At 71.3% G+C, this 25900-nt stretch carries 27 protein-coding genes and 1 tRNA gene; 17 read left to right on the top strand and 11 right to left on the bottom strand.

Going from position 1 to position 25900, the window contains the following annotated elements; translation table 11 throughout:
• The first annotated feature begins 30 nt into the window (after positions 1–30).
• A tRNA-Leu gene (locus tag CITRI_RS0102330) sits at positions 31–107 on the top strand.
• 62 nt (positions 108–169) lie between these two features.
• Here the strand turns inward: CITRI_RS0102330 and CITRI_RS15980 are convergent.
• Positions 170–898 carry a site-specific integrase gene (locus tag CITRI_RS15980; protein ID WP_010142961.1) on the bottom strand — a complete coding sequence of 243 codons (729 nt, stop codon included), beginning with the start codon at positions 896–898 and terminating at the stop codon, positions 170–172.
• A 431-nt stretch (positions 899–1329) separates the two neighbouring features.
• Here CITRI_RS15980 and CITRI_RS0102320 point away from each other — a divergent pair, with 431 nt between their 5' ends.
• The 7 genes from CITRI_RS0102320 to CITRI_RS15970 all read left to right on the top strand — a co-directional run bounded on the left by CITRI_RS0102320 (position 1330) and on the right by CITRI_RS15970 (position 8683).
• Entirely contained in the window at positions 1330–2634 is a 1305-nt protein-coding gene (locus CITRI_RS0102320) for an S-layer homology domain-containing protein (RefSeq protein WP_010142960.1), read from the top strand.
• Between the two features lie 616 nt (positions 2635–3250).
• Entirely contained in the window at positions 3251–3508 is a 258-nt protein-coding gene (locus tag CITRI_RS20550) for a hypothetical protein (protein ID WP_010142959.1), read from the top strand.
• On the top strand, positions 3463–4155 hold the full coding sequence (locus CITRI_RS15975) for a Bax inhibitor-1/YccA family protein (RefSeq protein WP_010142958.1): 693 nt from the start codon (positions 3463–3465) through the stop codon (positions 4153–4155). The genes CITRI_RS20550 and CITRI_RS15975 overlap by 46 nt, the downstream gene beginning before the upstream one ends.
• A 34-nt stretch (positions 4156–4189) precedes the next feature.
• Positions 4190–5140, top strand: coding sequence for an aldose 1-epimerase family protein (locus CITRI_RS0102310; protein ID WP_010142957.1), 951 nt, complete (start codon positions 4190–4192; stop codon positions 5138–5140).
• Positions 5141–5157: 17 nt separating this feature from the next.
• Positions 5158–6693 carry an AI-2E family transporter gene (locus CITRI_RS0102305; protein ID WP_010142955.1) on the top strand — a complete coding sequence of 512 codons (1536 nt, stop codon included), beginning with the start codon at positions 5158–5160 and terminating at the stop codon, positions 6691–6693.
• Positions 6694–6839: 146 nt separating this feature from the next.
• Positions 6840–8054, top strand: coding sequence for a threonine ammonia-lyase (gene ilvA, locus CITRI_RS0102300; protein ID WP_050813558.1), 1215 nt, complete (start codon positions 6840–6842; stop codon positions 8052–8054).
• A 50-nt stretch (positions 8055–8104) separates the two neighbouring features.
• Positions 8105–8683 (top strand): DoxX family protein, encoded by a 579-nt coding sequence (locus CITRI_RS15970; protein ID WP_010142953.1) that lies wholly within the window; start codon positions 8105–8107, stop codon positions 8681–8683.
• A gap of 28 nt (positions 8684–8711) precedes the next feature.
• On the opposite strand, the gene CITRI_RS0102290 is transcribed toward CITRI_RS15970, so the two are convergent.
• From CITRI_RS0102290 to CITRI_RS15965, 3 genes are all read right to left on the bottom strand, one after another.
• Entirely contained in the window at positions 8712–9365 is a 654-nt protein-coding gene (locus tag CITRI_RS0102290; RefSeq protein WP_010142952.1) for a GPP34 family phosphoprotein, read from the bottom strand.
• A 119-nt stretch (positions 9366–9484) separates the two neighbouring features.
• Positions 9485–9976 (bottom strand): transcription elongation factor GreA, encoded by a 492-nt coding sequence (gene greA / locus CITRI_RS0102285; protein ID WP_010142951.1) that lies wholly within the window; start codon positions 9974–9976, stop codon positions 9485–9487.
• Between the two features lie 285 nt (positions 9977–10261).
• Entirely contained in the window at positions 10262–10726 is a 465-nt protein-coding gene (locus tag CITRI_RS15965; RefSeq protein WP_010142950.1) for a DUF4307 domain-containing protein, read from the bottom strand.
• 126 nt (positions 10727–10852) lie between these two features.
• Between CITRI_RS15965 and mca the strand changes: the two genes are divergently transcribed.
• The 3 genes from mca (at position 10853) to CITRI_RS0102265 (ending at position 14768) form a co-directional block, all read left to right on the top strand.
• On the top strand, positions 10853–11929 hold the full coding sequence (mca, locus tag CITRI_RS0102275; RefSeq protein WP_010142949.1) for a mycothiol conjugate amidase Mca: 1077 nt from the start codon (positions 10853–10855) through the stop codon (positions 11927–11929).
• A gap of 54 nt (positions 11930–11983) precedes the next feature.
• Entirely contained in the window at positions 11984–12418 is a 435-nt protein-coding gene (locus CITRI_RS0102270) for a hypothetical protein (protein WP_010142948.1), read from the top strand.
• 61 nt (positions 12419–12479) lie between these two features.
• A complete protein-coding gene (locus CITRI_RS0102265) occupies positions 12480–14768 on the top strand; it encodes a thioredoxin domain-containing protein (protein WP_010142947.1) in 2289 nt (762 codons plus the stop codon).
• A gap of 45 nt (positions 14769–14813) precedes the next feature.
• Here CITRI_RS0102265 and CITRI_RS0102260 read toward each other — a convergent pair whose 3' ends face one another.
• Positions 14814–15554, bottom strand: coding sequence for a hemolysin III family protein (locus CITRI_RS0102260; protein WP_010142946.1), 741 nt, complete (start codon positions 15552–15554; stop codon positions 14814–14816).
• A 117-nt stretch (positions 15555–15671) separates the two neighbouring features.
• Here CITRI_RS0102260 and CITRI_RS0102255 point away from each other — a divergent pair, with 117 nt between their 5' ends.
• Positions 15672–16445, top strand: coding sequence for an isoprenyl transferase (locus tag CITRI_RS0102255; protein ID WP_010142945.1), 774 nt, complete (start codon positions 15672–15674; stop codon positions 16443–16445).
• Positions 16446–16802: 357 nt separating this feature from the next.
• Positions 16803–18101, top strand: coding sequence for a PhoH family protein (locus CITRI_RS0102250; RefSeq protein WP_083843231.1), 1299 nt, complete (start codon positions 16803–16805; stop codon positions 18099–18101).
• Between the two features lie 311 nt (positions 18102–18412).
• Here the strand turns inward: CITRI_RS0102250 and CITRI_RS0102245 are convergent, their stop codons facing one another.
• Positions 18413–19057 carry a rhomboid family intramembrane serine protease gene (locus CITRI_RS0102245; RefSeq protein ID WP_010142942.1) on the bottom strand — a complete coding sequence of 215 codons (645 nt, stop codon included), beginning with the start codon at positions 19055–19057 and terminating at the stop codon, positions 18413–18415.
• Between the two features lie 100 nt (positions 19058–19157).
• Between CITRI_RS0102245 and CITRI_RS0102240 the strand changes: the two genes are divergently transcribed.
• Together CITRI_RS0102240 and CITRI_RS0102235 are read left to right on the top strand one after the other, a co-directional pair.
• Complete coding sequence (locus CITRI_RS0102240) at positions 19158–19664, top strand: A24 family peptidase (protein ID WP_040385340.1); 507 nt, start codon at positions 19158–19160, stop codon at positions 19662–19664.
• Between the two features lie 38 nt (positions 19665–19702).
• On the top strand, positions 19703–20215 hold the full coding sequence (locus tag CITRI_RS0102235) for an NUDIX domain-containing protein (RefSeq protein ID WP_010142940.1): 513 nt from the start codon (positions 19703–19705) through the stop codon (positions 20213–20215).
• Positions 20216–20252: 37 nt separating this feature from the next.
• Here the strand turns inward: CITRI_RS0102235 and CITRI_RS0102230 are convergent, their stop codons facing one another.
• Complete coding sequence (locus CITRI_RS0102230; protein WP_010142939.1) at positions 20253–21686, bottom strand: class II fumarate hydratase; 1434 nt, start codon at positions 21684–21686, stop codon at positions 20253–20255.
• An 11-nt stretch (positions 21687–21697) separates the two neighbouring features.
• Positions 21698–21835, bottom strand: coding sequence for a hypothetical protein (locus tag CITRI_RS19550; protein ID WP_010142938.1), 138 nt, complete (start codon positions 21833–21835; stop codon positions 21698–21700).
• Between the two features lie 17 nt (positions 21836–21852).
• Here CITRI_RS19550 and CITRI_RS18770 point away from each other — a divergent pair, with 17 nt between their 5' ends.
• Complete coding sequence (locus CITRI_RS18770) at positions 21853–22011, top strand: LuxR C-terminal-related transcriptional regulator (protein ID WP_010142937.1); 159 nt, start codon at positions 21853–21855, stop codon at positions 22009–22011.
• Between the two features lie 28 nt (positions 22012–22039).
• Here CITRI_RS18770 and CITRI_RS0102215 read toward each other — a convergent pair whose 3' ends face one another.
• Entirely contained in the window at positions 22040–22672 is a 633-nt protein-coding gene (locus CITRI_RS0102215) for a carbonic anhydrase (RefSeq protein ID WP_010142936.1), read from the bottom strand.
• Complete coding sequence (locus tag CITRI_RS15960; RefSeq protein WP_010142935.1) at positions 22669–23262, bottom strand: DUF4245 domain-containing protein; 594 nt, start codon at positions 23260–23262, stop codon at positions 22669–22671. Before CITRI_RS15960 ends, CITRI_RS0102215 begins: the two co-directional genes overlap by 4 nt.
• A 158-nt stretch (positions 23263–23420) precedes the next feature.
• Here CITRI_RS15960 and glpX point away from each other — a divergent pair, with 158 nt between their 5' ends.
• Positions 23421–24443, top strand: coding sequence for a class II fructose-bisphosphatase (glpX, locus tag CITRI_RS0102205; protein ID WP_029138971.1), 1023 nt, complete (start codon positions 23421–23423; stop codon positions 24441–24443).
• A 132-nt stretch (positions 24444–24575) separates the two neighbouring features.
• On the opposite strand, the gene manA is transcribed toward glpX, so the two are convergent.
• Positions 24576–25859 carry a mannose-6-phosphate isomerase, class I gene (gene manA / locus CITRI_RS0102200; RefSeq protein WP_010142932.1) on the bottom strand — a complete coding sequence of 428 codons (1284 nt, stop codon included), beginning with the start codon at positions 25857–25859 and terminating at the stop codon, positions 24576–24578.
• Between the last annotated feature and the right edge of the window lie 41 nt (positions 25860–25900).

The raw sequence follows: 25900 nt of genomic DNA, 5'->3' as shown, positions 1-25900 counted from the left end.
CCCTTGAGGGGTTCCGGGCCGCGGCCGTCCGCCCCCGTGGCCCAATTGGCAGAGGCGAGCGACTTAAAATCGCTGTGTTGTGGGTTCGAGTCCCACCGGGGGCACCATGTTGGAAGGCCGCAACTTCCCTGCGATTCCGGGGGAGTAGCGGCCTTCGTCGGATCTCAGATCAGTCGTTTGCCCACATTTTGCCCACAATCTGCGCCGAGACCACCTCATCGAGTCGGTCAGCGACGGCATTCAAGTCGTCATCGAACAGGTCCGCGTAGATGTCCAAGGTCATGGCCCCAGAGCTGTGCCCGAGCATCCGCTGTACCGCCTTGACGTTAGCTCCGGCCGATACGGCGAACGACGCTGCCGTGTGCCGCAGATCGTGCGGCGTGACCCGTGGCGCCCTGGCATCCTGTAGAGCGGCTGCAAACCAAGAGTCCCGGGCTTGAGTCTCCGCGTCCGCTCCGCCGCGGACGCGAGACTGCCGCAGGAACTGGCCGTTGTGCCCCGGGGACACCAAGTCATCCGGGTTCTTGCTCTCGCACTGCTTCGCCAGATGCTCGGCCAGGAATCGAGGGAACGGCACAGACCGCTGCTTGTGGCCCTTCGGTGTGCCGACCTCAAATACCCCGCCGACCTCGACGGCGTTCCGCTCCACCAAAATTCGGCGCCGCAGCATGTCCAAGTGCTTCACCTGCAGGCCTGCAGCCTCACCCCACCGCAGACCGCAGTAGGCCAGCGTGAGGACCAGAACGGGGTGCTTCGAGGTCTCCGCGATGTCATGCACTTGCCGGTGGGACAGGTATACGTGCGCCTTCTTGCCCCTTCGGGGCAGCTTCACCCCGCGAACGGGGTTCGACAGCAGCCGCCGATCGTCCACCGCGTCATCCAGGATCGAGGCCAGCACGCCTTACGCCCGGATCACCGTCGTAGCCCCGCGCTCACCGCTTAGATCTGCGACCCACTGTTGGACCGCCGTCTTCGGTGCAGCAGTCCCGTGGTGGCGTCCGTGGAGCCTGTCTGCTCGGCCTCATACCGGGGCCGCTGACCATGCCAAGGAATGAGTGCGTTCGGTTCCGGCGCTGGGACGGGGCGATGAGCCCGTAGGTACGGCCTTTCTTGCTGCGCAGCCCAAAGGTCTGTCATCCCCGTTGCAGCCCGGGACCCCTTGAAGAATGAGCTGGGGGCCGGGGGTGAGCGGATCGGACCCAACCTTGTTTCTCCTTGAGCTACACCCCATTTCCACTTGTTCGGCGGACGAAGCCGGTCGCCCAGTGCGCCGTCGGGCTAGGTTGATTCTCATCCCATGGGCCGTCCTCGGAAAGTGAAACCGTCTCGATGAAGAACACATGGTGGGCCAGGGCACTGTCCGTTGGCGCCGCGGTGGCTCTGGTGGTCGCCCCCACGATCCCAGCCGCGGACGCCACCGAGGTACGTGTCCCCGACGATGGCTTCCGCGCGTGCCTGAACGACCATCTCGGCCGCCCCGCCGACACCCCTGTGGTTAAGACGGAGCTGGCGTCCATTCAGGAACTGGAGTGCAACGACCACCCCAGGGCGCGTCATTACCGCATTAAGGATTTGTCCGGGGCCGAATACCTCACCGGGGCCACCCGGATCAGTCTGCGACACAACGGCATCAGCGACCTCACCCCCCTGGCCGGGCTCACCGGGCTCCAAGAGTTGAATCTGTACGGGAACGAGATCGCCGAGGTGTCGGCCGTGCTCGGCCTCACCCACCTCCGGTCGCTCGATCTGTCGTTGAACCGCATTACCGATGCTTCTGCTTTGGCCGGAATGCTGGACCAGTTCGACGAAGAGGGGCTGCGGCTCTACAGCCAGGATCTGCGGTTTACCACCGAGGTCGGCGAACCCGTGGTGGTGCCGCCGATGCGGGACGCCTCGGGCCAATCCGCGGTCGCGGCACGATGTTATGCCTGGTCGGACTCCGCCAGTGACTGCATGGGGCGGGTCTCCACCACCGGTGGGGGCACCAGGTTCACCCCGAAGGCTCCGGGTGATCACTCGGTAATCCTTGAAGGCACCGGCCCGGACGACTACAGCGTGGACGCGCGGGTCGCAGTGACGGGCACCGCGGAGCCGGACGGGGTGTCCTTCTGGGACAATCCTGTCGGGTCCGGGTTCTATGCCCCGGTCCAGTGGATGGCCACCGCGGGCATCTCCGTGGGCTACGCCGATGGGATGTTCAAGAAGAGCAAGAACGTCACCCGCGCCCAGACCACCCAGTTCCTGTATCGGTTGACTAACCAGTCCGCCACCGCGACCAAGGACCCCTTCACGGATGTGCGCGGCGGGGCCTTCAGGGACGCGGTGGCCTGGTTCGCCGACGAGGGAATCTCGGTGGGCTACCCGGACGGGACCTTCCGGCCCAACCGGCCGGTGACTCGTGCCGAGTTCGCCGCGTTCCTGTACCGGCTGGACCAACCGAAGACCTTTGAGGCACCCCGGCGCAGCCCGTTCACGGACGTGAACGTCGGTGGCTCGAACTGGGCGGCTATCACTTGGGTGGACACCACCGGCATCACCGCCGGCTACGCAGACGGATCGTTCAAGCCGGGCAAGGCCATCACCCGGGCCGAGGTCGCCGCGTTCCTCTCTCGCTACAACCAACTGGAGCGGTAGCAACGGCAATGCCACCCATCAACCGGCCGGCCACAGCGATGGAAGCGGCTGCCAGGCGGGGAAATTGCACCCGAGTTCGGCCCCTCTCCGGGCTTCCACCACGTGCGGTCCGTCGGACTTAGAGTGGCAGGTCGTTCGGGAGAATCCGTACGCACCGTTCAAGAGGCTTATGAAGGACGCGAGCGTCGTGCCCACACTTTGCCCACAACTGTCCCGATTCTCACTCATCCCGCCGCATCAAAACCCCAGAATCACGCGGAACTCCACGCCAAGGCAAGGCTGGGGAGGTTTCGAGTCCCACCGGGGGCACCACGGTCCCGGCCGTGCGCGCGCCTCGGGCCGGGGTACTGCCCCCAGTGCCTGATGGGGACCGCCAGGAGCCGAACGCACGCAATCCGGCCTGCTCCCGGACGCGGAGTTCGCCACCGCGAGGCGAGGCTCCTCGGTCGGACGGAGAGGTGACACCTTGCGCTGTCAGCGGACGGGCCCGCGATCCGTCCGCTGTCAGGTTGCTTTTCGGATGCGGACGGTAGACTGGAGCCAGCCCCCCACGTCTGACCCGCGAGGTCAGGCCGCACCACCGTGGACCGCACGCGATCAGCAGAGGAGATGGCCAGTGGCCAACCCCGTCTTCAACAGCAAGAACTTCCAGGAACAGATGCACTCCGGTGACGGCCGGGGCGGCGCCGCGACCCGGCAGGCACCGGGCTGGTACCAGGGCGGCCAGGGCTCCCAGCAGGGCCAGGGCTGGTACCAGGGCGGCCAGCAGCCGCAGTACGGCCAGCAGGCCCCCGGACCCCGCAGTACTCCCCGGAGCAGCTGGAGCAGATGTACGCCCAGCCCGCCGCCGGCCCCGCCGACACCGGGCGGATGAGCTACAACGACGTCATCGCCAAGACCATCATCACCCTGGGCCTCGTCCTGGTCGGTGCGGTGGTCGGCTGGATGATGCCGGCTCTGATGCTCCCCGGGGCGATCGTCGGCCTCGTCCTGGGCCTGGTCAACTCCTTCAAGCGTGAGCCGTCGCCGGTCCTGATCCTCCTCTACGCCGCCGCTGAGGGCCTGTTCCTGGGCGGCATCTCCCAGGTCTTCGAGCAGATGTGGCCGGGCATCGCCGTCCAGGCCGTGCTGGCCACGTTCTGCGTGTTCGCCGTGACCCTCGCGCTGTTCGCCTCCGGTAAGTGGCGGGTCTCCGCCAAGTCCGTGAAGATCTTCATGATCGCGATGATCGGCTATGCCCTGTTCTCGTTGGTCAACCTTTTCCTGATGCTCTTCGGCGTCACCGACGCCATGTTCGGCCTGCGCGGCGAGTTCCCGCTGCTCGGCCTGGGCATTGGCGTCCTGGCCGTGTTCCTGGCGGCGTTCTCGCTGGTCATGGACTTCACCGCCATCACCGAGGGCGTCAAGGCCGGTGCCCCGCAGAAGTACTCCTGGTCCGCGGCGTTCGGGCTCACCGTCACCCTGGTGTGGCTGTACGTGGAGATCCTGCGCATCCTGGCGATCCTGCGCGGCAACGACTGACCGTCCCGGACCGCCCGTCCCGACGATCCACACGATGACCGACGCATCCACGGTGGCCGCCACGCCCGCCTTCGGCGGGCCGGCGGCCACCGGCACGCAGTACGTCATTCGCCGCGGCGGGGCCGAGGCGACCGTGACCTCCCTGGCCGGCGCCCTGCGCCGCTACGAGGTGGGCGGCACCGCCCTGGTGGAGACCTACGACGAGGACGAGCTTCCGCCCTCCGCCTGCGGGATCCAGCTCTCCCCGTGGCCCAACCGGGTCCGGGACGGACGGTGGGAGCTGGACGGGGTCACCCAGCAGCTGGACCTGACCGAGCCGTCGCGGTCCAACGCCAGCCACGGCCTGTTGCGGAACACGGCCCTGCACGCGGTCCGGTTCTCCGGGCACCGGGTGGTCCTGTGCGGTGAGATCCATCCCCAGCACGGCTACCCCTTCCGGCTCACGCACCAGGTCGACTACGCCCTGGATGACGCCGGCGCCCTCACCGTGCACCAGCAGCTCACCAACCACTCGCCCCGCCCGGCGCCGGTGGCCTTCGGCGCACACCCGTTCCTGCGGATCGGCCAGGTGCCCAGCGAGGACCTGACCCTCATGCTCTCCGCGAGCACCCGGCTGGAGTCCGACGACCGGATGATCCCCACCGGTTCCGTCGCGGTCGACGGGACCGCGACGGACTTCCGTGCCGGACGGCGCGTCGGCACCGAGCTGCTCGACGCCGCCTTCACGGACCTGGTGCCAGGCCAGGACGGACTGCACCACCACGTGCTGACCGCCCCGGACGGCCGGAGCGTGGAACTGTGGACCGAACCGGCCTACGGCTACGTGCACGTGTTCTTCACGGATAGGTTCCCCGGCCGCCACCGGGCGGTGGCGGTGGAGCCGATGACCGCCCCGGCGAACGCCCTCAACAGCGGCGAGGGCCTGGCCTGGATCGGTGCGGGTGGCCGGTTGGCAGCCGCCTGGGGCATCACCGGGCGACTGTGACACCAGGAGGCAAGTCCTTGAGCACCACCCCCCAGCCCACGCCCGGGAACGGGGCCGAACTGGCTGTCCCGGGACGTGATCCCCTGCTCACGGCATCCCAGCAGGCCAACCGGGTTGCCACCGACGTCCCCTACGGACTGACGGTCGCCGCCGCCTGGTCCTGGCGCGTCCTGCTGGTGCTGGCCATGGCCGGGGCGAGCATCTGGCTGCTCAGCCACGTGTCCCTGCTGGTCATCCCGTTGATCATCGCGGCGCTGCTCGCCACGCTGCTCAATCCCGTGCACCAGCGGTTCCGCCGCTGGGGCGTGCCCACCGGCCTGTCCGTGACGGCGATCATCATCGGCTTCCTGGCGATCATCGTGGGCCTGCTGACCCTCGTCGGCCAGCAACTGACCGTGGGCTTCACGGACATGCGCGACCAGATCATGGTCGGCGTCCAGGGCATCGTCGCCTGGCTCGCCAGCGTGGGCGTGACCACGGACCAGTGGAACGACATCTTCGCCAACCTCGGCGACACGGTCCGCAACAACAGCCAGCAGATCCTCTCCGGTGCCCTGGGCTTCGGCTCCACGGCCGGCAACATCGCGGCCGGCACCGTGCTGGCCGTCTTCGCCCTGATCTTCTTCCTCTACGACGGCCAGCGGATCTGGCGGTTCTGCCTGAACTTCGTGCCCCGCCGTCACCGCGAGGCCATCGACGGGGCCGGCAAGGCCGGCTGGAACTCCCTGGGCAGTTACGTGCGGGTGCAGATCTTCGTGGCCTTCGTGGACGCCGTCGGCATCGGTACCGGCGCCTGGGTCCTGGGCGTGCCGCTGGCCCTGCCGCTGGGCGTGCTGGTGTTCTTCGGGTCCTTCATCCCGCTGGTCGGTGCCTTCTTGACCGGCGCCGTGGCGGTGCTGCTGGCCCTGGTGGCCAACGGCCCCGTCAACGCGCTGATTATGCTGGGCGTCGTGCTGCTCGTGCAGCAGATCGAGGGCAACGTCCTGCAGCCCCTCGTCATGGGCCGGGCGGTCAGCCTGCACCCGCTGGCCGTGTTCCTGGCGGTCTCGGGGGGCACGGCCGTGCTGGGCCTCGTGGGCGCCGTCTTCGCGGTCCCGCTGATGGCGTTCCTCAACGCGACGATCAAGTACTTCCACGCCCGGCCGTGGCTGGAGGGCGACCAGGAACCCGGACCGGACGTCCCGCGGGAGGGGACGCTGAAGGAGCGCGCCGCCGAGCTCGAGGGGCCGTGGGGCCGTGCCTACGAGACCATCGACGGGGTGGTGCGCAAGGCCACCGGGGGAGCCGACGGGACCGAGGGCCGGGGCAGCACCAGCGTCACGGAACGACGCCGGGCGCGCCGTGAACTCAAGCGGTCCCAGACCCGTTCCCGCTTCCTGCCCCGGCGCTGGCGTGAGCGCGGCGGCGCCGGGACGGCGGACGACGACGGCCCCGACGCCGCCCGCGTGAGTCCCGACGGCGGCAATGTGCGCGGCGGGACCGGTCCGGGGGAGGACAATACGGGGATGGACCGCTCCGGCCGCCGGCCGGACCAGGACGGAGGACACCAGTGACCACGACCCCGCAGAGCCAGCGTCCGGAGCATGCCCCGGACGACGCCACCGTGCCGGCCGAGGCCGGTGCCGACGCCGTCGGCGAGGCCTCCGGGACCCGCCCGGTCCTGCCCGTGACCCTCGCCGACATCGAACAGGCCCGCGAGATGCTGCGGGACGTCATCGTCCCGACGCCGCTGGACCACTCCCGGGCCCTGGGACGGGTCACGGGCGCCACGGTGCACCTCAAGTGCGAGAACCTCCAGCGCGCCGGATCGTTCAAGGTCCGGGGCGCCTACGTGCGGATGGCCAAGCTCAGCGACGAGGAGAAGGCCCGCGGCGTGGTGGCCGCCTCGGCCGGCAACCACGCCCAGGGAGTGGCCCTGGCCGCCTCCAAGCTCGGGATCAAGGCCCGGATCTTCATGCCCCTGGGCGTGGCGCTGCCCAAGCTCCAGGCCACCCGGGACCACGGTGCCGAGGTGGTGCTGTTCGGGAACAACGTGGACGAGGCCCTTGCCGAGGCCCAGCGGTACGCCGAGGAGGTCGGCGCCGTGTTCATCCACCCCTTCGACAACGCGGACGTGGTCGCGGGTCAGGGCACCATCGGTCTGGAGATCCTCGAGCAGGCCCCCGACGTCGACACCCTGGTCATGGGGATCGGCGGCGGCGGACTGTTGGCGGGGGTGGCGGTGGCCGTCAAGGAGATGGCCCGGCGCCAGGGCCGGCACATCAACATCATCGGCGTGCAGGCGGAGAACGCGGCGGCGTACCCGCCCTCGCTGGCCGCGGACGCCCTGGTGCCGCTGGAGACCGTGTCCACCATCGCCGACGGCATCGCCGTGGGCAAGCCGGGGCAGATCCCGTTCCAGATCATCCGGGAGCTCGTGGACGGGGTGGTGACCGTCTCGGAGGACGCCATCGCCAACGCGCTGGTGTTCCTGCTGGAGCGCTCCAAGATGGTCGTGGAGCCGGCCGGCGGGGTCGGGGTGGCCGCCTTGCTGGAGGGCAAGCTGGCCGAGCTGGGCATCCAGTCGAAGCACACCGTGGTGCTGCTCTCGGGCGGGAACATCGACCCGATGCTGATGCTCAAGGTCATCCAGTCCGGCCTGGCCGCGGCCGGGCGCTACCTGACGGTGAAGATGTCCCTGCAGGACCGGCCCGGCGAGCTGTCCACCATCTCGCGGATCATCGCCGAGACGGACGCGAACGTCACCCGCGTGGACCACACGCGCATCGGCGGATCGCTGGGCATGGGCGACGTGACGATCACCATCGACATGGAGACCCGCGGCCTGGACCACTCCGAGCAGGTGCTGGGCCGGTTGCGCGCCTCCGGGTACCAGCCGCAGGTGGACCAGCACCAACCGGGCACCGAGCGCTAGGGTGGGCGGCGCGCACCCGCGCCATCATTCACCCACCTGGAAGGACCCCGATGAGCTACGAGAACCCCACCCCCAACGCGACCACCGCTGCCCGGACGCTGTTCCGCGTCGGCCTCGGCGGAGTGCTGTTCGCCCACGGCACGCAGAAGCTGTTCGGCTGGTTCGGTGGCGGTGGTCTCGAGGGAACCAGCCAGGGCCTGCACGCCATGGGCTTCCGCCCGGGCAAGACCAGCGCCGTGCTCGCCGGGGTCGGTGAGGCCGGCGCCGGCCTGGCGCTGGCCCTCGGCCTGGCGACGCCGGCCGCCGGTGCGGCAGCGGCCACGACCATGGGCGTGGCGGCCAGCGTGCACGCCCCCCAGGGCTTCTTCGCCACCGAGGGTGGCCTGGAGTACCCCGCGGTGCTCGGCCTGGCCGCCACGGCCTTCGCGGTCGGCGGCGCCGGACGGGTGTCCCTGGACGCGGTGACCGGCCACGTCCTGGACCGGCCCTGGATGCGGGCGGCCGCCGTCGCGGCCATCCCCGTGGCCATCGGCGTCCAGGTCTACCGACGCCACCAGGCGCTGGCTGCGGAGGGGACGCCGGAACCGGCCGTCACGCCCGTGGAGGAGGGCTCCACGGATCCGGCCTGAGCGGTCAGGCGGCGTCGGGGCGCCCGGCTCAGGCCGCGCCGGCGGCGCCGGCCGCGGTCACGGCGACCGTGGTGGAGGCCGGGATGGTGCCCACCCTCCGCTGCAGGGCCGCCACGGCCGGGTTCTCCTGGGAGACGGCCACGATGCGCCGTGCCAGCCCGCGGCGGTCCAGGTCGCCGCGGGCCGGGCCGAGCAGGCCGTAGGCGAGGTTCAGGGCCTTGAGGATGCCGAGCACGGTCCCGTCGGCCCGGGTGGCCTCACGGGTCCCGGCCAGGACCTCGCCGAGCCGCTGGCGCAGGGCGATCTCGGGTGCCGGGCTGGTGGTGACGTAGTGGGGGGCGCGGAACCGGCGGGGGATCTCCCGCACGATGCCCTGCCGGGCCAGCGCGTGCCCCACGGCCCGCTCCGGATCCAGCGTCGGGCTGGCCAGCAGCGCGGAGATCCTCTTCCCGGACAACCGGTCCAGGGCGGGCAGCGAGGCGTCCAGCACGGGATCGCCGGTGGTGCCGGCCCGCACCACCGCGACCCGGGGGTCCCGGCCCTCGCCGACGTCGATGACCCCGGCCCCGGCCAGGTCCGTCAGCAGGGCCGCCACGAGCCCGTGGCGGCGGTATCGCGAGACCCTCTCGGCGGCCCCGTTGTCCTTGGTCAGCAGCAAGAAGGTCTCTTCGACGATGAGCATGACCCCAACCTAGCAACAACGACGGCGGCGCACCGGTGCGAAACCGGTGCGCCGCCGTCGTGGTCCGTCCGTGCCCCGGGCGCCGGGCAGCGCCCGGCCGGGGCCGTCTCGGGGGTGGCTCAGCCCTGGTAGGGCTTCGCGGAGACGATCTCCACGGTGATGTCCTTGCCGTTCGGGGCCGAGTAGGAGAGCGTGTCGCCCACCTTGGCGCCCTGGATGGCCTCGCCGAGCGGGGAACGCTCGGAGTAGACGGTGATCGAGTCCTTGTCATCGGCGATCTCGCGGTTGCCGAACAGGAAGGTCTCCGCATCGCCGGCGATCTTCGCCTCGACGACCATGCCGGGCTCCACCACGCCGTTGTCGGCCGGGGCGGCGCCGATCACCGCGGTCTCGAGGAGGTATTTGAGCTCCTGGATGCGGCCCTCGTTCTTGGACTGCTCCTCGCGGGCGGCGTGGTAGCCCCCGTTCTCCTTGAGGTCACCCTCCTCGCGGGCCTGCTCGATGCGGTCGATGATCTCCTGGCGGCCGGGACCGGAGATATGGTCCAGCTCCTGCTTCAGGCGGTCGTAGGCCTCCTGGGTCAGCCAGGGAGCGCTGTCGGTGTTGCTCATGGACGCGTCTTCTCCTTCGGGTCGGTCGACTGGGCGGAGGAACCGGGACGACCGGGACCGCACAGTGCTTCCGGTGCATGGCGCTGTGCTGCGAGTGCAGCCCGGGTGGCATCCATGCAAGAACCCCGCCGGAGGAGCCTTCACGGACCGGAATCCGTACGGGCCCCGTCGGGCGGGGTCGAGAACCAATGGGGTCCACTCTAACGGATCTGCTTCACATCCGTCACGTCCGTCGTGATCAGCGTCTCAGTTCGTCACGGACGCCGGTCGCTCCGGACGGCCGGCTCAGGGCTCGCGGATCCAGCATGAGTTGACCCCGCCGTTGACGCCGAGCTCGTCGGTGCGCAGTGTGACGTCGTAGTACCGGGTCCGGTCCGAGGGCAGGCCGCTGCCGGTCTCGTCCTCGGGCCCGATCACCACGGTGCGCCATCCCACCACCGCGTACTGCTCCGACAGGACCTGGACGGCGCACTCCACGGTGTCCTCGGGATCCTTGGTGAGCTGGAAGGTCACCGAGGCCCGGGTGGGGGAGGAGATCTCGAACCCCACGTCCTTCCAGTCCAGGGTCCGGTCGGTGGCCGAGGCGGTGAGCCAGGCCACCACACCGACCGCGAGGACCAGGGCCGCCGCCGCGACCCAACGGCCCCAGCGGGTCCAGAAGGTCGGGCCGGTGCGCTGGGAGCGCCCATACCGGTTCGCTAGGCTGTCCCTCGGCGCTTGGTCCGCCGAGGCCTGGGGTGAGGAATCCATATCGCTCCATGGTATCCCGGCGACCCGAGGCTCCATCGACGTCCACCGGACCGTGCAGGTCCCCGATCATGCCGCCTCAGCACGCCCGCCGGGCGTGGGACGGGGCGGGAAAGCAGCCGAGGCCACGTGAGCAGTTCTTCCCTGATCGACCCGGACGGTACCGGCGCGCCGGAGTTCGGCGTCCCGGTGGGCCAGGCCGACTACGGAACGGTCGAGGCCGAGGCCTCGCACGCCGGTCCCGAGGCCCGCGGCGTCCCGGCCTCCCACGGCCTGCGCCTGATGGCGGTCCACGCCCACCCGGACGACGAGTCCTCGAAGGGGGCCGCGATGATGGCCGCCTACGAGGAGGCCGGGGCGGAGGTCATGGTGGTGACCTGCACCGGCGGCGAGCGCGGCGACCTGCTGAACCCCGCCTACGGGGACACCGTGCGACTGGACCGCGACATCACCGGGGTGCGCCGTGCCGAGATGGACGAGGCCGGTGCGGCCCTGGGGATCGAGCACCGGTGGCTCGGGTTCATGGACTCCGGGCTGCCCGAGGGGGACCCGCTGCCGCCGTTGCCCTTCGGCTGTTTCGCCACCGTCCCCCTGGACCGGGCCACGGCGCCGCTGGTGCGCGTGATCCGGGAGTTCCGGCCGCACGTGCTGATCAGCTACGACGAGATCGGCGGCTACCCGCACCCGGACCACATCAAGTCCCACGAGATCACGGTGGAGGCCTACAGGGCCGCGGGCGACCCGGAGCGGTTCCCCGGGCTGGGCGAGCCGTGGACCCCGTCCAAGCTCTACTACGACCGCGCGTTCAACCCGGACAAGTACCGCGCCCTGCACGAGGCCTACCTGGCCGCGGGCGAGGAGTCCCCGTTCACGGAGCGGATGGCGTGGTACGAGAAGCTGCTGGCGGAGGAGCGGGACGAGCGTGAGGCGGCCGCCGAAGCCGAGGAGCAGGAGGCACAGTCAGGTCCGGCCCGGTTCCGCATCACCGACCACCGGGTCACCACCCAGATCGACGTGGCCGACTACCTCGAGCGGCGCGATGCCGCCCTGCGGGCGCACCGGACCCAGGTGGACCCGACCGGGCACTTCTTCGCCGCCCCCAATTCGCTGCTGCGCCGGACCTGGCCCTGGGAGGACTACGTCCTGATCGACTCCCGGGTGGAGACCACCCTGCCGGAGACCGACCTGTTCACGGGCCTGCGCTGAGGCCGGCCCCCGCCGTCGGCCGGGGGCGGGCGGCCACCGGTAGAATGGTCGATCGTGATCGCCTTCCCGCCCCTTCTCCTGTCCGCCTCCGCCGTCCCGGGTGACGGTGATACGGCCGTCGGACAGCCGATGCCGGGCGTGCCCGAACCGACCCTGAAGCCGGGGCTGGACCAGACCGAGGTCACCCCGGGCATCGAGGGTTTCCTGTTCACCGCGTTGATGGTGGCCATGGCCATCGTGGTCATCCGGCTCATGGTCCGCTCCATCCGCCGGGTGCAGTACCGTTCCGGCCAGGCCGAGGACATGCTCGTGAACCGCTACCAGGGTTACCTCCCGGAGGACGTGCGCCACCCGGAGGAGGACCTCGACGTCGACCGGCGCTCCGGTTCCGACATCGACATCCAGCGGGCCCGGCTGCAGAAGAAGTACCCCGGATACCTCGACGGCCCGGCGCCGGAGCCGAAGGCACCGGACTCCGGCCGCGACTGAGCGGCCACGGAGCGTCGGGACAGGCTGGAGGGACCGGGAGCGCCGGCCCTACCGTGGGGCCATGGCCAACCAGCTCGCCGACGCGACCAGCCCCTACCTGCTCCAGCACGCCGGCAACCCGGTCGACTGGTGGCCCTGGGGGCCCGCGGCCTTCGCCGAGGCCGCCCGCCGGGACGTCCCGGTCTTCGTCTCCGTCGGTTACGCCGCCTGCCACTGGTGCCACGTCATGGCGCACGAGTCCTTCGAGGACGAGGACACCGCCCGTGAGCTGAACGCCCGCTTCGTGGCGGTCAAGGTGGACCGGGAGGAACACCCGGACGTGGACGAGGCGTACATGACCGCGACCCAGCTGCTGACCGGTCAGGGCGGCTGGCCGATGAGCGTGTTCACCACCCCGGACGGACGCCCCTTCCACGCGGGCACCTACTATCCGCCCACGCCCGGCCACCACGGCGGGGGAGGGCGCACGCCGTCCTTCCGCCAGGTCCTGGACGCGGTGCACGCCGCCTGGACGGACCGCCGGGGCGAGGTCGAGCAGGCGGCGGTCGCCCTGGCCGCCGGGGTGGGCCGGCAGTCCACGGCGCTGGCCGCCGTCGTGCTCGGGGCGGAGCAGGCCCAACCGGAGACCGCCGCCGGCCCGGATCCGTTCTCCGGTGCCGTCAGCGAGGCGATCGCGCAGCTGGCACGCCTGGAGGACGCCGGGCACGGCGGTTTCGGCGCCGGGGCGCCCAAGTTCCCGCCCAGCCCCGCCCTGGGCTTCCTGCTGCAGGCGGCGGCCACGGGACCCCGACCCGCCCGGGCGCAGGCGTGGGCCCTGGCCGCACGCACCCTGGCCGTGATGGGGACCTCGTCCCTGGCGGACCCGGTCTCCGGGGGATTCGCCCGTTACGCCACGGACCGGGCCTGGGCGCTGCCCCACTTCGAGAAGATGCTCTACGACAACGCCCAGCTGCTGCGCTGGTACGCCCGCTGGGCGGTGCTCGGAGACCACCTGGACCACCTGGCGCCGCTGGACCCACGCCATCCGGCCCTCGCCCGGCGCCTCGCCCTGGGAACGGCGGCCTGGCTCGCGGAGCAGATGACCACCGCCTCCGGGGCGTTCGCCGCCAGCCTGGACGCGGACACCGTGGTGGACGGCCGCCCCGTGGAGGGGGCGACCTACACGTGGACGCCCGCAGAGTTGCGTGAGGCCCTGGCCGCGGAGGCACCCGAGGCCGGTCCCGTCGAGGCGGGGCACCTGGCGGAGGCCCTGGCTGGGGTGCCCGTGGAACCCGGCACCGCACCGCTGACCCTGCACGCCGGCCGGATGCTCACGGAGACCGAACAGGACCTGTGGGACCGGGCCCTGCCCGGGCTGCGGCGGCGGGTGGCCTCCCGGCCGCAACCGGCACGGGACGGCAAGGAGGTGGCGGCCTGGAACGGGATGACCGTCACCGCCCTGGCCGAGGCGTGGGCGCTGCTCGGCGAGGACCGATTGCTGGACCAGGCGCTCGCCGCCGGGGAGGCGCTCTGGCGGGTGCACTGCCGGCCGCTGGCCGTCGCGGCGGCGGGGGCGGGCGGCGAGTCACCGCGGGGAGCCGGCGGCTCCCCGCCCGGTCCCGCCCGTGTGCTCCGCTCGGCACTCGACGGCCGGCCCGGTCCGGCCGCCGGGACGCTCGCCGACCACGCCCAGGCGGCGGGGGCCTTCATCGCGCTCTACCGCTCCACCGGCCGCCAGCACTGGAGGGCGCGGGCAGGGGCGGTGGTGGACGCCGTCGTCGGGACCCTGGTGGTCCGGACCGACCACGGTCCGGCCCTGCTGGCGGCCCCGGCCGGGGACGCCGTCCTGGCCGCGGCGCAGGGCGGCCCCTCCTTCGCCTCCCCGCTGGACGGCGCCGAGCCGTCCGCCCTCGGGGCCTGGGCCGAGGTGCTGCTGCAGTGGCACGTGCTGGCCCCGGTCCATGCCGGGACCCTGCCGGCCGGGGGAGCCCGGGCGTGGGCGGAGCGGCTGCTCGGACACCTGGCCCGGCTGGGGGCGCAGGCCCCGCTGGAGACCGCCACGGTCCTGCGGCTGGCGGCCCGGCACGGTGCGGTCGAGGACCTCCTGGTGGCCACCGGGGGCACCGCGGAGGACCGGCGGCGGGCCCTGGCCTGGGCGATCGTCCGCGGCGTGGTCGGTATCCAGGCGTCCGCCGAGCCGGCCGCCGGTCCCGATGCGGCGTCGGACCCGGACGACGTCACCGCCGGGCGGAGCCCTCGCGACGGCGGGACGACCCTCTACCTGTGCCACGGGACGTTGTGCCATGCTCCCGTGGGCGGTACCGACGCCCTGGACCGGTTGGCCGGCCGTGGGCCGGCCCCGGACGCGTGAGGCCCGGACCCGAGCGGTCCGGTGGCGGGCGGACCGGCGGGGAGATCAGGCCTGCAGCACCGCGAACATGATGGCGACGTAGTGACAGGCGAAGCCGCCGATGGTGAAGGCGTGGAACAGCTCGTGGAAGCCGAACCACTCGCGGTGGAGGTTCGGCCGCTTGAGGGCGTAGAACACGGCGCCGATGATGTAGCAGGCCCCGCCGGCGCAGACCAGGACGGCGGCCACCGCGTCGGCGGCGAAGAAGTCCGCGATGAACAGCAGGGCCGCCAGTCCGAGCAGGACGTAGACCGGGGTGTAGAGCCAGCGCGGCGCCGCGGTCCAGAACACCCGGAACGCCACGCCCGCCACGGCCCCGACCCAGACACAGGACAGCAGCAGCGTGGCCTTGCCCGGGGGCAGCAGGGCGATGGACAGGGGCGTGTAGGTGCCGGCGATGACCAGCATGATGTTCGTGTGGTCCAGCCGTTTGAGCACCAGGGCCACCCTCGGTGTCCACTGCACCAGGTGGTAGGTCGCCGAGACCGCGAACAGCATCAGCCCGGTGAGGGCGTACACCGCGCTGGCCCAGGTCAGGCCGGGCGTGGGCGCCAGGACGACCAGGACGATGCCGGCCGCCAGGGCCGGGGGAACCATCGCGGCGTGCAGGTGGCCCCGCATCCGCGGCTTGAAGTCGGGGTGGTCGGGATCCGTCACGCGGTCCATGCGCCAGTGACTGCGTGGTGAGGACTGCTCGGCCAGGTCCGGCGTACCGGCCGAGGGGTCGGTGACGGGGTGCTGCATCATTACCCCAGAGTAGTCCGGCCGTCTGGAAAGGAGCTGGGTCGCACCCGGGATTCGCTACCGTAGACCCCAGCAGGAGCGCCGGCACGGGGCGCACCGCGGCCGGAAGGTGGGGGGACCATGGTGGGACCGAACGTGGTCTACAGCATCTATGAGCGGGTCATCGCCTCGAGCCTGGACCCGGAGCGGCTGCCGCGGCACATCGGCGTGGTCCTGGACGGCAACCGCCGCTGGGCCAAGGCCTCGGGGGCCACCACGGCGGACGGCCATCAGGCCGGCGCGGAGAAGATCCACGAGTTCCTCGGCTGGTGCGACGAGCTGGGCATCAAGGTCGTCACGCTGTACATGCTCTCCACGGACAACATGAACCGCCCCCCGGACGAGCTGGAACAGCTGGTCGGCATCATCGGCAACACCCTGGCCCGGCTGGCCGACGGCCTGGAGAACGGCCACCGGGTCCGCGTGCAGGCCGTCGGCGCGCCCGACCTGCTCCCCGAGGGCCTGGCGGAGACGCTGGAGGACCTGCAGGCCCGCACGGCGGACGCCGAGGGGGTGCACGTGAACGTCGCGGTGGGCTACGGCGGCCGCCGGGAGATCGTGGACGCGGTCAAGGAGCTGCTGCTGGAGGCCGACGCCGCCGGCCGCAGTGCCGCGGACGTGGCCGCGGAACTCACGGACGAGCAGATCTCCGACCGCCTCTACACCCGCGGCCAGCCGGACCCGGACCTGGTGATCCGCACCTCGGGGGAGCAGCGCCTCTCCGGGTTCCTGATGTGGCAGTCCGCCTACTCGGAGTTCTACTTCTGCGAGGCCCTGTGGCCGGACTTCCGCCGGGTGGACTTCATCCGCGCCCTGCGGGACTTCGCCTCCCGGCAGCGCCGCTTCGGGTCCTGACCACGCCGGCCCCGACACGGGGCCGTGACCCGTTGGCGATACCTTCACCGAAAGTTAATCACGTCACCTGGCGCTTTCTCCTCCCGCACCCCGGTGCGCGGTCCTACGGTGGGGGTATCAGTCGCCGACGGGCACGGATCGAGGTCGATCCGCACCCGGCGGATTGATCGGAAAGGCCAGGCCGTATGCCGTCACTCCCGACAGCACGCAGCGGGGGGCCGTTCCGGCCCCCGGCCGGTCCGCCCCACCCCGCCCCTCGATCATCGGGGCGCGTGCCCCGGTCTGGAGTCCGACGTGGATAACCTGTCTACCGCCCTGGCCGCCACCACCCCGGAGGCCACCCAGCCCGCACCACGGATGAGCGTGGGGGAGCGGTCCTACCTGCTCGACACCTCCGTGCTCCTGTCCGATCCGCGGGCGATCCTGCGCTTCGCCGAGCACGAGGTGATCCTGCCGATCGTGGTGATCTCCGAACTGGAGAAGAAGCGGGACGACCCGGACCTGGGATACTTCGCGCGCAAGGCGCTGCGGCTGCTGGATGAGCTGCGGATCGAGCACGGATCGCTGAACCGCCCGGTGCCCCTGGGCACGGAGGGCGGATCGCTGCGGGTGGAGCTGAACCACATCTCCGTGGACGTGCTGCCCCACGGGTTCCGGTCCACCGAGAACGACGCCCGCATCCTGGCGGTGGCCAAGAACTTCGCCGACGAGGGGCGTGACGTCACGGTGGTCTCCAAGGACCTGCCGATGCGCGTCAAGGCCTCGGCCATGGGACTCCAGGCCGACGAGTACCGCAACGAGCTCGTCCGCGACTCCGGCTGGACCGGCACGGCCGAGGTCAGGGCAACCGAGGAGGAGGTCAACGCCCTCTACGCGGGTGATCCGGTGGCGGTGGCCGAGGCGGCCGAGCTGCCGGTGAACACCGGACTGGTGATCACCTCGCCACGCGGCTCCGCCCTGGGCCGGGTGGACCAGCACCGCAACACGCAGGTGGTCCGTGGGGACCGGGACGTGTTCGGCCTGCACGGCCGCTCCGCGGAGCAGCGCCTGGCCATCGACCTGCTGCTCGACCCCACCGTCGGCATCGTGTCCCTGGGCGGCCGGGCCGGTACCGGCAAGTCGGCGCTGGCACTCTGCGCCGGACTCGAGGCGGTGATGGAACGCCGCGAGCACCGCAAGGTGGTGGTCTTCCGCCCGCTCTACGCCGTCGGGGGCCAGGAACTGGGATACCTGCCCGGTTCGGAGTCCGAGAAGATGAACCCCTGGGCCCAGGCCGTGTTCGACACCCTGGGAGCCCTGGTCTCCACCGAGGTCCTGGACGAGGTGGTCGACCGGGGGATGCTGGAGGTCCTGCCGCTCACCCACATCCGCGGCCGGTCCCTGCACGATTCCTGGGTGATCGTGGACGAGGCGCAGTCCCTGGAGAAGAACGTGCTGCTGACCGTGATGAGCCGCATGGGACAGAACTCCAAGATCGTGCTCACCCACGACGTCGCACAACGGGACAACCTGCGGGTGGGCCGGCATGACGGCATCGCGGCCGTCGTCGAGACCCTCAAGGGGCACCCGCTGTTCGGCCACGTCACGCTGAACCGATCAGAGCGCTCGCCGATTGCCGCCCTCGTGACCGAACTGCTGGAGGACGCCTCCATCTGAGGGAGGGCACACCGGACGGGCGAAAGAAAGAGGGGCCGCTGCACGAGGTGCAGCGGCCCCCTGGCGGATCGGGCCGGTCCCCGCGGAGGGGGGATGGGGGAACCGGGGCGAATCCACCGCTGACCATGGCCCCGTGAAACGGGATGAGAGGCCATGGAGCCGGAGGCTTCCGTCGGTGCACTTATTACTGAGTCGGTATCACACGGATGGAAGCGGTTTCAGCATACCTGCCACCGGCGCTTATGACTACCACTTGGGAGAAGTTGGCACCAGCGACCTTCGGGCAGGATTTGCCGGGCGTGATCCGGTCGTCACAGCTCCTGCAGGGCGCGCCGCTGCCGCAGGTCCCGGCGGGCCTGACGGGTGTCCGCGAAGGCCACCACCACGCCCGCCGCCGCACCGGCCAGGTGGCCCTCCCAGGAGACGCGCGGATTGAGGGGCAGGAAGCCCCACACGAAGCCGCCGTAGAGCAGGACCGTGACCACGGCGCCCAGGACCGCCGAGAGCCGTCGGGACAGGACGCCGTAGGTGACCAGGAAGGCCGCGTAGCCGTAGACCACGAGTGAGGCGCCGATGTGGTTGGTGCCGATCCCGCCGATCACCCAGGTGAACAGTCCGCCGAGCAGCCAAATGCCCGCCGTGATCAGCCACCACCGGTGCGTGATCCACGCGATCATGACGCCCAGGACCAGCAGCGGGACGGTGTTCGAGATCAGGTGCCCGAACCCGGAGTGCAACAGGGGGGCGAAGAGGATGCCGCTCATGCCACCGGGTTCCAGCGGCTGGATGCCGAACTGGTTGAGCCGGCCGCCGGCGAACAGGTCGATGAACTCCAGGACCCACATCAGCGCCACCAGGACGGCCACGGGGACCGTCCGCTGGACCCACTCCGGCCAGGACCGATAGGTCGTCACGGGGGAGGGGCTGGTGCTGGGGCGGTCCAGGGGGCCGGGCATGGGCCCAGTCTAGGCGGTGGCGGCCACGGCCTGACGGTGCTGTCCACAGCGCCGGTGCGTCCGGCCCGGGGTCGTTGCCGGGGGTCCTAGGCTGGGGTCCATGCCGAATGTACTGGCCGAGGCGGCCCGGGACGGGAATTGGTTGCTGGTGGCCTGTGCGGTGGCGGCGCTGGCACTGTTCGCGGTGTGCGCGGTCGTGCTCACCGCGACGGACCTGCGCGAGCACCGGTTGCCCAACCAGTGGACCGGGTTGCTGGCCGCTGGCGGCGGGGTCATCCTGGGCCTGGGGTGCCTGGCCAGCGACACCGGGTGGACCCGGTTCTGGGGCATGCTCGGGGGTGGTGCCGTCTACCTCGCGCTCATGCTGGTCCTGCACCTGCTCAGCCGGACTGGCATGGGCATGGGCGACGTCAAGCTCGGCGGCGCACTCGGCCTGTACGCCGGGTGGCTGGGTTGGGACCACCTGCTCGGGGCGATCGTGGTCGCCTTCGTCGTGGGGGGCCTGGTGGCCCTGGTCCTCGTCCTGGCCCGGCGGGCCACCGGGTCCACCTACCTGCCGTTCGGTCCGGCCATGCTGGCCGGCACCGCCGCCGCCCTGCTGGGGTGACCGGATCCCGTCCCGCGCCCGGGTTGTAGCGTGGGTCCATGCCCACTCCCGAGTTCATCCTGGCCCTGCGCGAGAAGATCGGCCGCGACTCCCTGTGGCTGCCCGGCTGCAAGGCCGTGGTGCTGCGCCCGGCCGCCCGCGGGGGAGCCCGGGGAGCCGGGCCGGCCGAGGACGAGCGCGAGGTGCTCCTGGTCAAGCGCGCGGACAACGGCCGGTGGACGCTGCCGGCCGGGATCATCGAGCCCGGTGAGGAGCCGGCGGCCACCGCCGTGCGGGAGACCCTGGAGGAGACCGGGGTGCGGTGCGCGCCGCGGCGCCTGGCCGGCGTCGGGACCACCACCGAGGTGACGTACCCGAACGGGGACCGCGCCCAGTACCTGGACGTGGTGATGCTGATGGACTACGTCTCGGGCGAGGCGCGGGTGGGCGACGAGGAGAACACCGACGTCGGCTGGTTCCGGCTCGGCGCGCTCCCGGACCTGCCCCCGTTGCACGCCCGCGCCCTGGGCTGGGCGCTGGAGGAGACGCCGGAGGCCCGGTTCCTGCCCTGACGGGCGGGGAACCGGGCCTCCGGGCGGGCCAGCAGGATCAGGCCGGGTGGGTCATGGACATGGTGTCCAGGGCCGTGTCCAGCTGCTCCTCGGTGACCTCGCCGCGCTCCACGTAGCCGAGGTCGACGACGGCCTCGCGAACGGTCATCTTCTCCGCCACGGAGTGCTTGGCGATCTTGGCGGCGGCCTCGTAGCCGATGACCTTGTTCAGCGGGGTGACGATGGACGGGGAGGCCCCGGCCAGGAAGCTGCAGCGCTCCTCGTTGGCCTCGATGCCGTCGATCATCTTGTCCGCCATCACGCGGGAGGTGTTGGCCAGCAGGCGGATGGACTCGAGCAGGTTGGCGGCCATCACCGGGATGCCGACGTTGAGCTCGAAGGCGCCGTTGGTGGAGGACAGGGACACGGTGGTGTCGTTGCCGATCACCTGCGCACAGACCATGATGGCGGCTTCGCAGATCACCGGGTTGACCTTGCCCGGCATGATCGAGGAACCCGGCTGCAGGTCAGGGATGGCGATCTCGCCCAGGCCGGTGTTCGGCCCGGAGCCCATCCAGCGCAGGTCGTTGTTGATCTTCATGAACGAGTACGCGATGTTGCGCAGCTGGCCCGAGGCCTCGACCAGGCCGTCGCGGTTGGCCTGGGCCTCGAAGTGGTTGCGGGCCTCGGTGATCGGGAGGCCGGTCTCCTCGGCGAGCAGTTCGATCACGCGGGCGGAGAAGCCCTTCGGGGTGTTGATACCGGTGCCCACGGCGGTGCCGCCCAGGGGGACCTCGGCCACGCGGGGCAGGGAGGCGTCGATGCGCTCGATGCCGTAGCGGACCTGGGCGGCGTAGCCGCCGAACTCCTGGCCCAGGGTGACCGGGGTGGCGTCCATCAGGTGGGTGCGGCCGGCCTTGACGATGCCCTCGAAGGCCTGGGCCTTGCGCTCCAGGGACGCCGCGAGGTGCTCCAGGGCGGGCTTGAGGTCGTTGATCAGGGCGCCGGTGACGGCGACGTGCACCGAGGTCGGGAAGACGTCGTTGGAGGACTGGGAGGCGTTGACGTGGTCGTTCGGGTGGACCTCGGTGTCCGAACCGGCGGACTTCAGCGCCTGCGTGGCCAGGTTCGCGAGCACCTCGTTGGTGTTCATGTTCGAGGAGGTGCCGGAACCGGTCTGGAAGACGTCGATCGGGTAGTGGTGGTCGTGCCGGCCGGAGATCACCTCGTCCGCGGCGGCGACGATGGCGTCCCGGCGCTCCTCGGAGATGACGCCGAGCTCCGCGTTGGCCTTCGCCGCGGCCTTCTTGACCTGGGCCAGGGCGTGGATGTGCGCCGGCTCGAGGGTCTTGCCGGAGATCGGGAAGTTCTCCACGGCCCGCTGGGTCTGGGCACGGTACAGGGCATTGACGGGGACCTTGACCTCGCCCATGGTGTCGTGCTCGATGCGGAACTGCTGTTCGGAAGAGTGCTGAGAAGACTGATCGGTCATGGTTCCCCACTTTAGACCGTCGCGTGATCGGCCAGCCGCCCATCACGCAGGGTGACCGCCCGGTCCGCCACGGGGACGAACTCCAGGTCATGGATCACCACCACGGTGGCCAGGGACCGCTCCCGGGCCAGGTCCCGGAGCAGGTCCATCACCCCGACGGCGGCCAGTGCCTCCCGGGCCGCTGCCCGCAGATCCCGCGGCCGGGCTGTTCATCTCCCAGGTCACCGTGAAGACCCACCTGAACCACGTGTTCCAGAAGCTCGGGGTCGGCAACCGCACCGAGGCGGTGACCGTGGCCCGTTCGCTGCACCTCATCCGCGGCTGAGGCCCCCGGGACGCATGGGGGGACGGGCTCAGCCGGCGGCGCCCTCGGCGGGCTCGAGGTCGCCGATGACCTTGACCTCGTTGGCGGTGCCCTCGGCCAGGGAGTAGGTCAGGCCCACGATCGCGGTGCGGCCCTGCTCCACGGCCCGGGCCACGGACATCGAGGACTCCACCAGCCGCTGGCAGGTCTGCACGGTGTGCTCGGCCACGGTGCCGTTCACGTCCTCGACCCCCTGGCGGCGGGCGGCGAAGACGGAGGGCATGATGCGCTCCACGAGGGAGCGCTGGAACCCGGCGGGCATCTCGCCGCTGGTGTAGGACTCGACGGCACCGGTCACGGCGCCGCAGCTGTCATGGCCCAGGACCACGATCAGGGGGGTGTTGAGCTCGTCGATGCTGAATTCCAGGGACCCCAGCACGGCGTCATCGATCACCTGCCCCGCGGTGCGGATGACGAACAGGTCGCCCAGGCCCAGGTCGAAGATGATCTCCGCGGCCAGCCGGGAGTCGGAGCAGCCGAAGAGCACGGCGATCGGGTCCTGCCCGCTCGCCAGGGAGGTCCGGCGGGCCGCGTCCTGGTTCGGGTGCCGGGACGTGCCGGAGACGAAACGCTCGTTGCCCTCGCGCATCAGTTCATAGGCGCGGGTGGGGGTCAGTGTCATGCTGCGTCCTCCTCGAGGTCCTGCTGGATGGCTCCGGCCAGCGTATCCATGTCGGACAACTCACCCGAACCCGTGACGATGATCGTGGTGCCGTCCAGTTCGGTCACCAGGTACGCGTCCCCGTCCGCGGGCTCGTGCAGGTCCCACGAGGTGCCGTCCACGGTGCGCGAGCCGGTCAGCGGCGCGTTGCGGATCTGCTGGGAGACCCAGGTGGGGTTCGCCTGGGCCGTCTGCTTGAAACCGGCGAACTCCTCCTCCGGCGTGAGGTAACCGGCCTCCCAGAACTCCACCCGGTCGGCGCCGGCACCGTTCCAGCGGGCGAAATTGGCCGTCCAGCCCTCGGGCAGGCCCGGCGCGGCGGCGGTGAAGCCGGCGGTCGCCGTGGCCTGTTCGGCGGCGGCCCGGACATCGACGTCCCGGTCGTACGTCTGCTCCGTGGACCCGGGATTGAGCAGCACCACCAGCAACGCGATCCCCAGCGTGGCCAGCACGCTGACCACCATGGCACGGGCGGACTGGCCGGCCCGCTTCACCTGCTTCTGGGTCAGGCGTGGCTTGGCGGCGGCGGTCTCTGGCTCGGGGGAGGTCACCGGTCCATTCTGCCACCGCGCCGGACACTAGGATGAGTCCGCAAGACGTACCCTGCAGACGGAGACACACGGTGAGCACTGACCAGTCCGCGAACAACGAGGTTCCGGCCCAGAGGGTCACGGCCCAGAAGCCGGCAGAACAGCACGCTGACTACAACATGCTGAACCGCAACCTTGCGGTGTCCGGGACGGAACCGGACCGCAACCTCGCGCTCGAGCTGGTGCGGGTCACCGAGGCGGCAGCCATCGCCGCCGGCCACTGGGTCGGCTACGGGGACAAGAACACCGCCGACGGCGCCGCCGTGGACGCCATGCGCGCCTTCATGGACACGGTCCGGATGAACGGCGTGGTCGTCATCGGCGAGGGCGAGAAGGACGAGGCGCCCATGCTCTTCAACGGCGAGCACGTCGGTGACGGCACGGGCCCCGAGGTCGACGTCGCCGTGGACCCCATCGACGGCACCCGCCTGACCGCCCTGGGCTACCCGAACGCGCTGTCCGTGTTCGCGGTCGCCGAGCGCGGTGCGATGTTCGACCCGTCCGCGGTGTTCTACATGGACAAGATGGTCGTGGGTCCCGAGGCCGCCGACTTCGTCGACCTGCGCCTGCCCATCAAGCAGAACATCCACCTGGTGTCCAAGGCCCTGAACAAGCCCGTCAGCCAGCTCAACGTGTGCGTGCTGGAGCGCCCGCGCCACGAGAAGCTCGTCGAGGAGATCCGCGCCGCCGGGGCCCGCGTGAAGTTCATCATGGACGGGGACGTGGCCGGCGGCATCGCCGCCGCCCGCCACGGCACCGACGTGGACATGCTGCTGGGCATCGGCGGCACCCCCGAGGGCATCATCACCGCGTGCGCCATCAAGGCCGTCGGCGGGGTCATCCAGGGCCGGCTGGCCCCGAAGGACGACGAGGAGCGCCAGAAGGCCCTCGACGCCGGGCACGACCTCGACGCCGTGCTCACCACGGATGACCTGGTGAAGTCGGACAACTGCTACTTCGCCGCGACCGGCATCACCGACGGCGACCTGCTGCGTGGCGTGCGCTACTACAACGACCGCGTGGTGACGCAGTCCATGGTCATGCGCTCGAAGTCCGGCACCGTGCGCATCGTGGAGGCCGAGCACCAGGCCCGCAAGTGGGAGAAGTGGATCGACACGGAGGTCTCCCCGTCCCGGCGCTGACCCTCGCGTTCGACCGGCGGTCGGATTCGCCCCGTCCTGGACGGGCAACCCCGTGTCCGGGGGACGAATCCGGCCGCCGGTCGTCGTCTCGGGGCCGGTCCGGCCGGCGGGCCGAGACAGCGGCCGGGGAGCCTAGGGGAGGGTGACCGCGAACAGGGTTCCCGGCGTGACCGCCGCCCCGTCTCCCGTCCCGGCCCCGTCCCGGGCCGCGTCCCGGTCGCCGGGCCGCACCACGGCGGGGTCCTCGGCCGCGCCGAGGAACACGGACTGCCCGGGGGTGAGCACGGCGCTGTCGCCACCGGAGTCGATGCGCACGGTCCCGGCGGTGCAGACCGCGATGACGGGTCCGTTGGCGGTCAGGGTCCGTCCGGTGGCCGCGGGCAGGTCCAGGCGCTCGAGCTGGAACTCCTCGAAGGGCGGGCGGAAGACCAGGCGGCCGGCGCCGTCGGCGTGCGGGGTGCAGTAGGGCACCGGCAGCGCCTCGAAGCGCACCACCCGGCGCAGCTCGTCCACGTCCACGTGCTTGGGCGTCAGTCCTCCGCGCAGCACGTTGTCCGAGGTCGCCATCACCTCCACGCCGAGCCCGTGCAGGTAGGCGTGCACGTTGCCGGCCGGCAGGTGGATGGCCTGTCCCGGGGCCAGGTCCACCCGGTTCAGCAGCACGGAGACCATCACCCCGGCATCGCCGGGGTAGTGCTCACAGATCCCGACGGCGGTGGACAGGTTCAGGTCCTCCTCCAGCACGCGCGGGGCCCGGCGCAGGGCGGCCACGACGTCCTGGACCCAGGCGCCGGCGGCCCAGCCCCCCTCGGGGTCCAGCAGGGTGGAGAAGGCCGAGGCCAGGTCGCCGGCGTGCAGCGTGGCGGCCAGGGCCGCGGCCGCGGTGCCGGGGCCGGCGTCGGCGCCCTCGAAGTGCTCGGCCAGGGCCCCGGCGAGCCGGTCGAAGGACCGCGCGGCGTCCTCGGGGGAGCGGAAGCCGCACAGGGCGGTGAACGGGGTCAGCGCGACCAGCATCTCCGGCTTGTGGTTGTCATCGCGGTAGTTGCGGTGCGCCGCGGTGATCGGGACCCCGGCGGCCTGTTCGGCGGCGAAACCGGCACGGGCCTGGTCCAGGGTGGGATGGGCCTGGATGGACAGCGGCCGGCCGGCCGCGAGCAGCTTCACCAGGTAGGGCAGCCGGCCGAACCGGGCGGCTGCCCCGAGCAGGGCCTGCGGGTGGCGGGCGATCAGTTCGTCCAGGGGGACCGGGGTGGCCGAGGGGTCCGCGGCGGGCACGGCGCCGGAGGGGGCCCCGGGGTGGGCGCCCATCCACAGCTCGGCCTCCGGGCGGCCCGAGGGGGTACGTCCCTGCAGCTCGGCCAACAGGGTCGCGGACCCCCAGGCATAGTCACGGATGGCATTGCGCAACAGGAACATGGTGCCAGCCTATCCACCGGACACGCTCCGTTCACCGGGAC

The organism is Citricoccus sp. CH26A, from assembly GCF_000224415.1.
GTDB lineage: Bacteria > Actinomycetota > Actinomycetes > Actinomycetales > Micrococcaceae > Citricoccus.
Note: the sequence above shows the minus strand (reverse complement) of the source record. Positions and strands in the feature narration are given on the sequence as shown.

Coding starts and splice junctions, on each gene's coding strand:
- CITRI_RS0102250 (WP_083843231.1), top strand. CDS start 16,803: ATGAGCGTGGGGGAGCGGTCCTACCTGCTCGACACCTCCGTGCTCCTG.
- CITRI_RS0102235 (WP_010142940.1), top strand. CDS start 19,703: ATGCCCACTCCCGAGTTCATCCTGGCCCTGCGCGAGAAGATCGGCCGC.
- CITRI_RS0102255 (WP_010142945.1), top strand. CDS start 15,672: ATGGTGGGACCGAACGTGGTCTACAGCATCTATGAGCGGGTCATCGCC.
- greA (WP_010142951.1), bottom strand. CDS start 9,976: ATGAGCAACACCGACAGCGCTCCCTGGCTGACCCAGGAGGCCTACGAC.
- ilvA (WP_050813558.1), top strand. CDS start 6,840: ATGCTGCGGGACGTCATCGTCCCGACGCCGCTGGACCACTCCCGGGCC.
- CITRI_RS0102265 (WP_010142947.1), top strand. CDS start 12,480: ATGGCCAACCAGCTCGCCGACGCGACCAGCCCCTACCTGCTCCAGCAC.
- CITRI_RS0102310 (WP_010142957.1), top strand. CDS start 4,190: ATGACCGACGCATCCACGGTGGCCGCCACGCCCGCCTTCGGCGGGCCG.
- CITRI_RS0102320 (WP_010142960.1), top strand. CDS start 1,330: ATGAAGAACACATGGTGGGCCAGGGCACTGTCCGTTGGCGCCGCGGTG.
- CITRI_RS15970 (WP_010142953.1), top strand. CDS start 8,105: ATGAGCTACGAGAACCCCACCCCCAACGCGACCACCGCTGCCCGGACG.
- CITRI_RS0102230 (WP_010142939.1), bottom strand. CDS start 21,686: ATGACCGATCAGTCTTCTCAGCACTCTTCCGAACAGCAGTTCCGCATC.
- CITRI_RS0102215 (WP_010142936.1), bottom strand. CDS start 22,672: ATGACACTGACCCCCACCCGCGCCTATGAACTGATGCGCGAGGGCAAC.
- manA (WP_010142932.1), bottom strand. CDS start 25,859: ATGTTCCTGTTGCGCAATGCCATCCGTGACTATGCCTGGGGGTCCGCG.
- CITRI_RS0102260 (WP_010142946.1), bottom strand. CDS start 15,554: ATGATGCAGCACCCCGTCACCGACCCCTCGGCCGGTACGCCGGACCTG.
- CITRI_RS19550 (WP_010142938.1), bottom strand. CDS start 21,835: ATGGACCTGCTCCGGGACCTGGCCCGGGAGCGGTCCCTGGCCACCGTG.
- CITRI_RS0102240 (WP_040385340.1), top strand. CDS start 19,158: ATGCCGAATGTACTGGCCGAGGCGGCCCGGGACGGGAATTGGTTGCTG.
- glpX (WP_029138971.1), top strand. CDS start 23,421: ATGCTGAACCGCAACCTTGCGGTGTCCGGGACGGAACCGGACCGCAAC.
- CITRI_RS0102245 (WP_010142942.1), bottom strand. CDS start 19,057: ATGCCCGGCCCCCTGGACCGCCCCAGCACCAGCCCCTCCCCCGTGACG.
- CITRI_RS15975 (WP_010142958.1), top strand. CDS start 3,463: ATGTACGCCCAGCCCGCCGCCGGCCCCGCCGACACCGGGCGGATGAGC.
- CITRI_RS15965 (WP_010142950.1), bottom strand. CDS start 10,726: ATGGATTCCTCACCCCAGGCCTCGGCGGACCAAGCGCCGAGGGACAGC.
- CITRI_RS0102290 (WP_010142952.1), bottom strand. CDS start 9,365: ATGCTCATCGTCGAAGAGACCTTCTTGCTGCTGACCAAGGACAACGGG.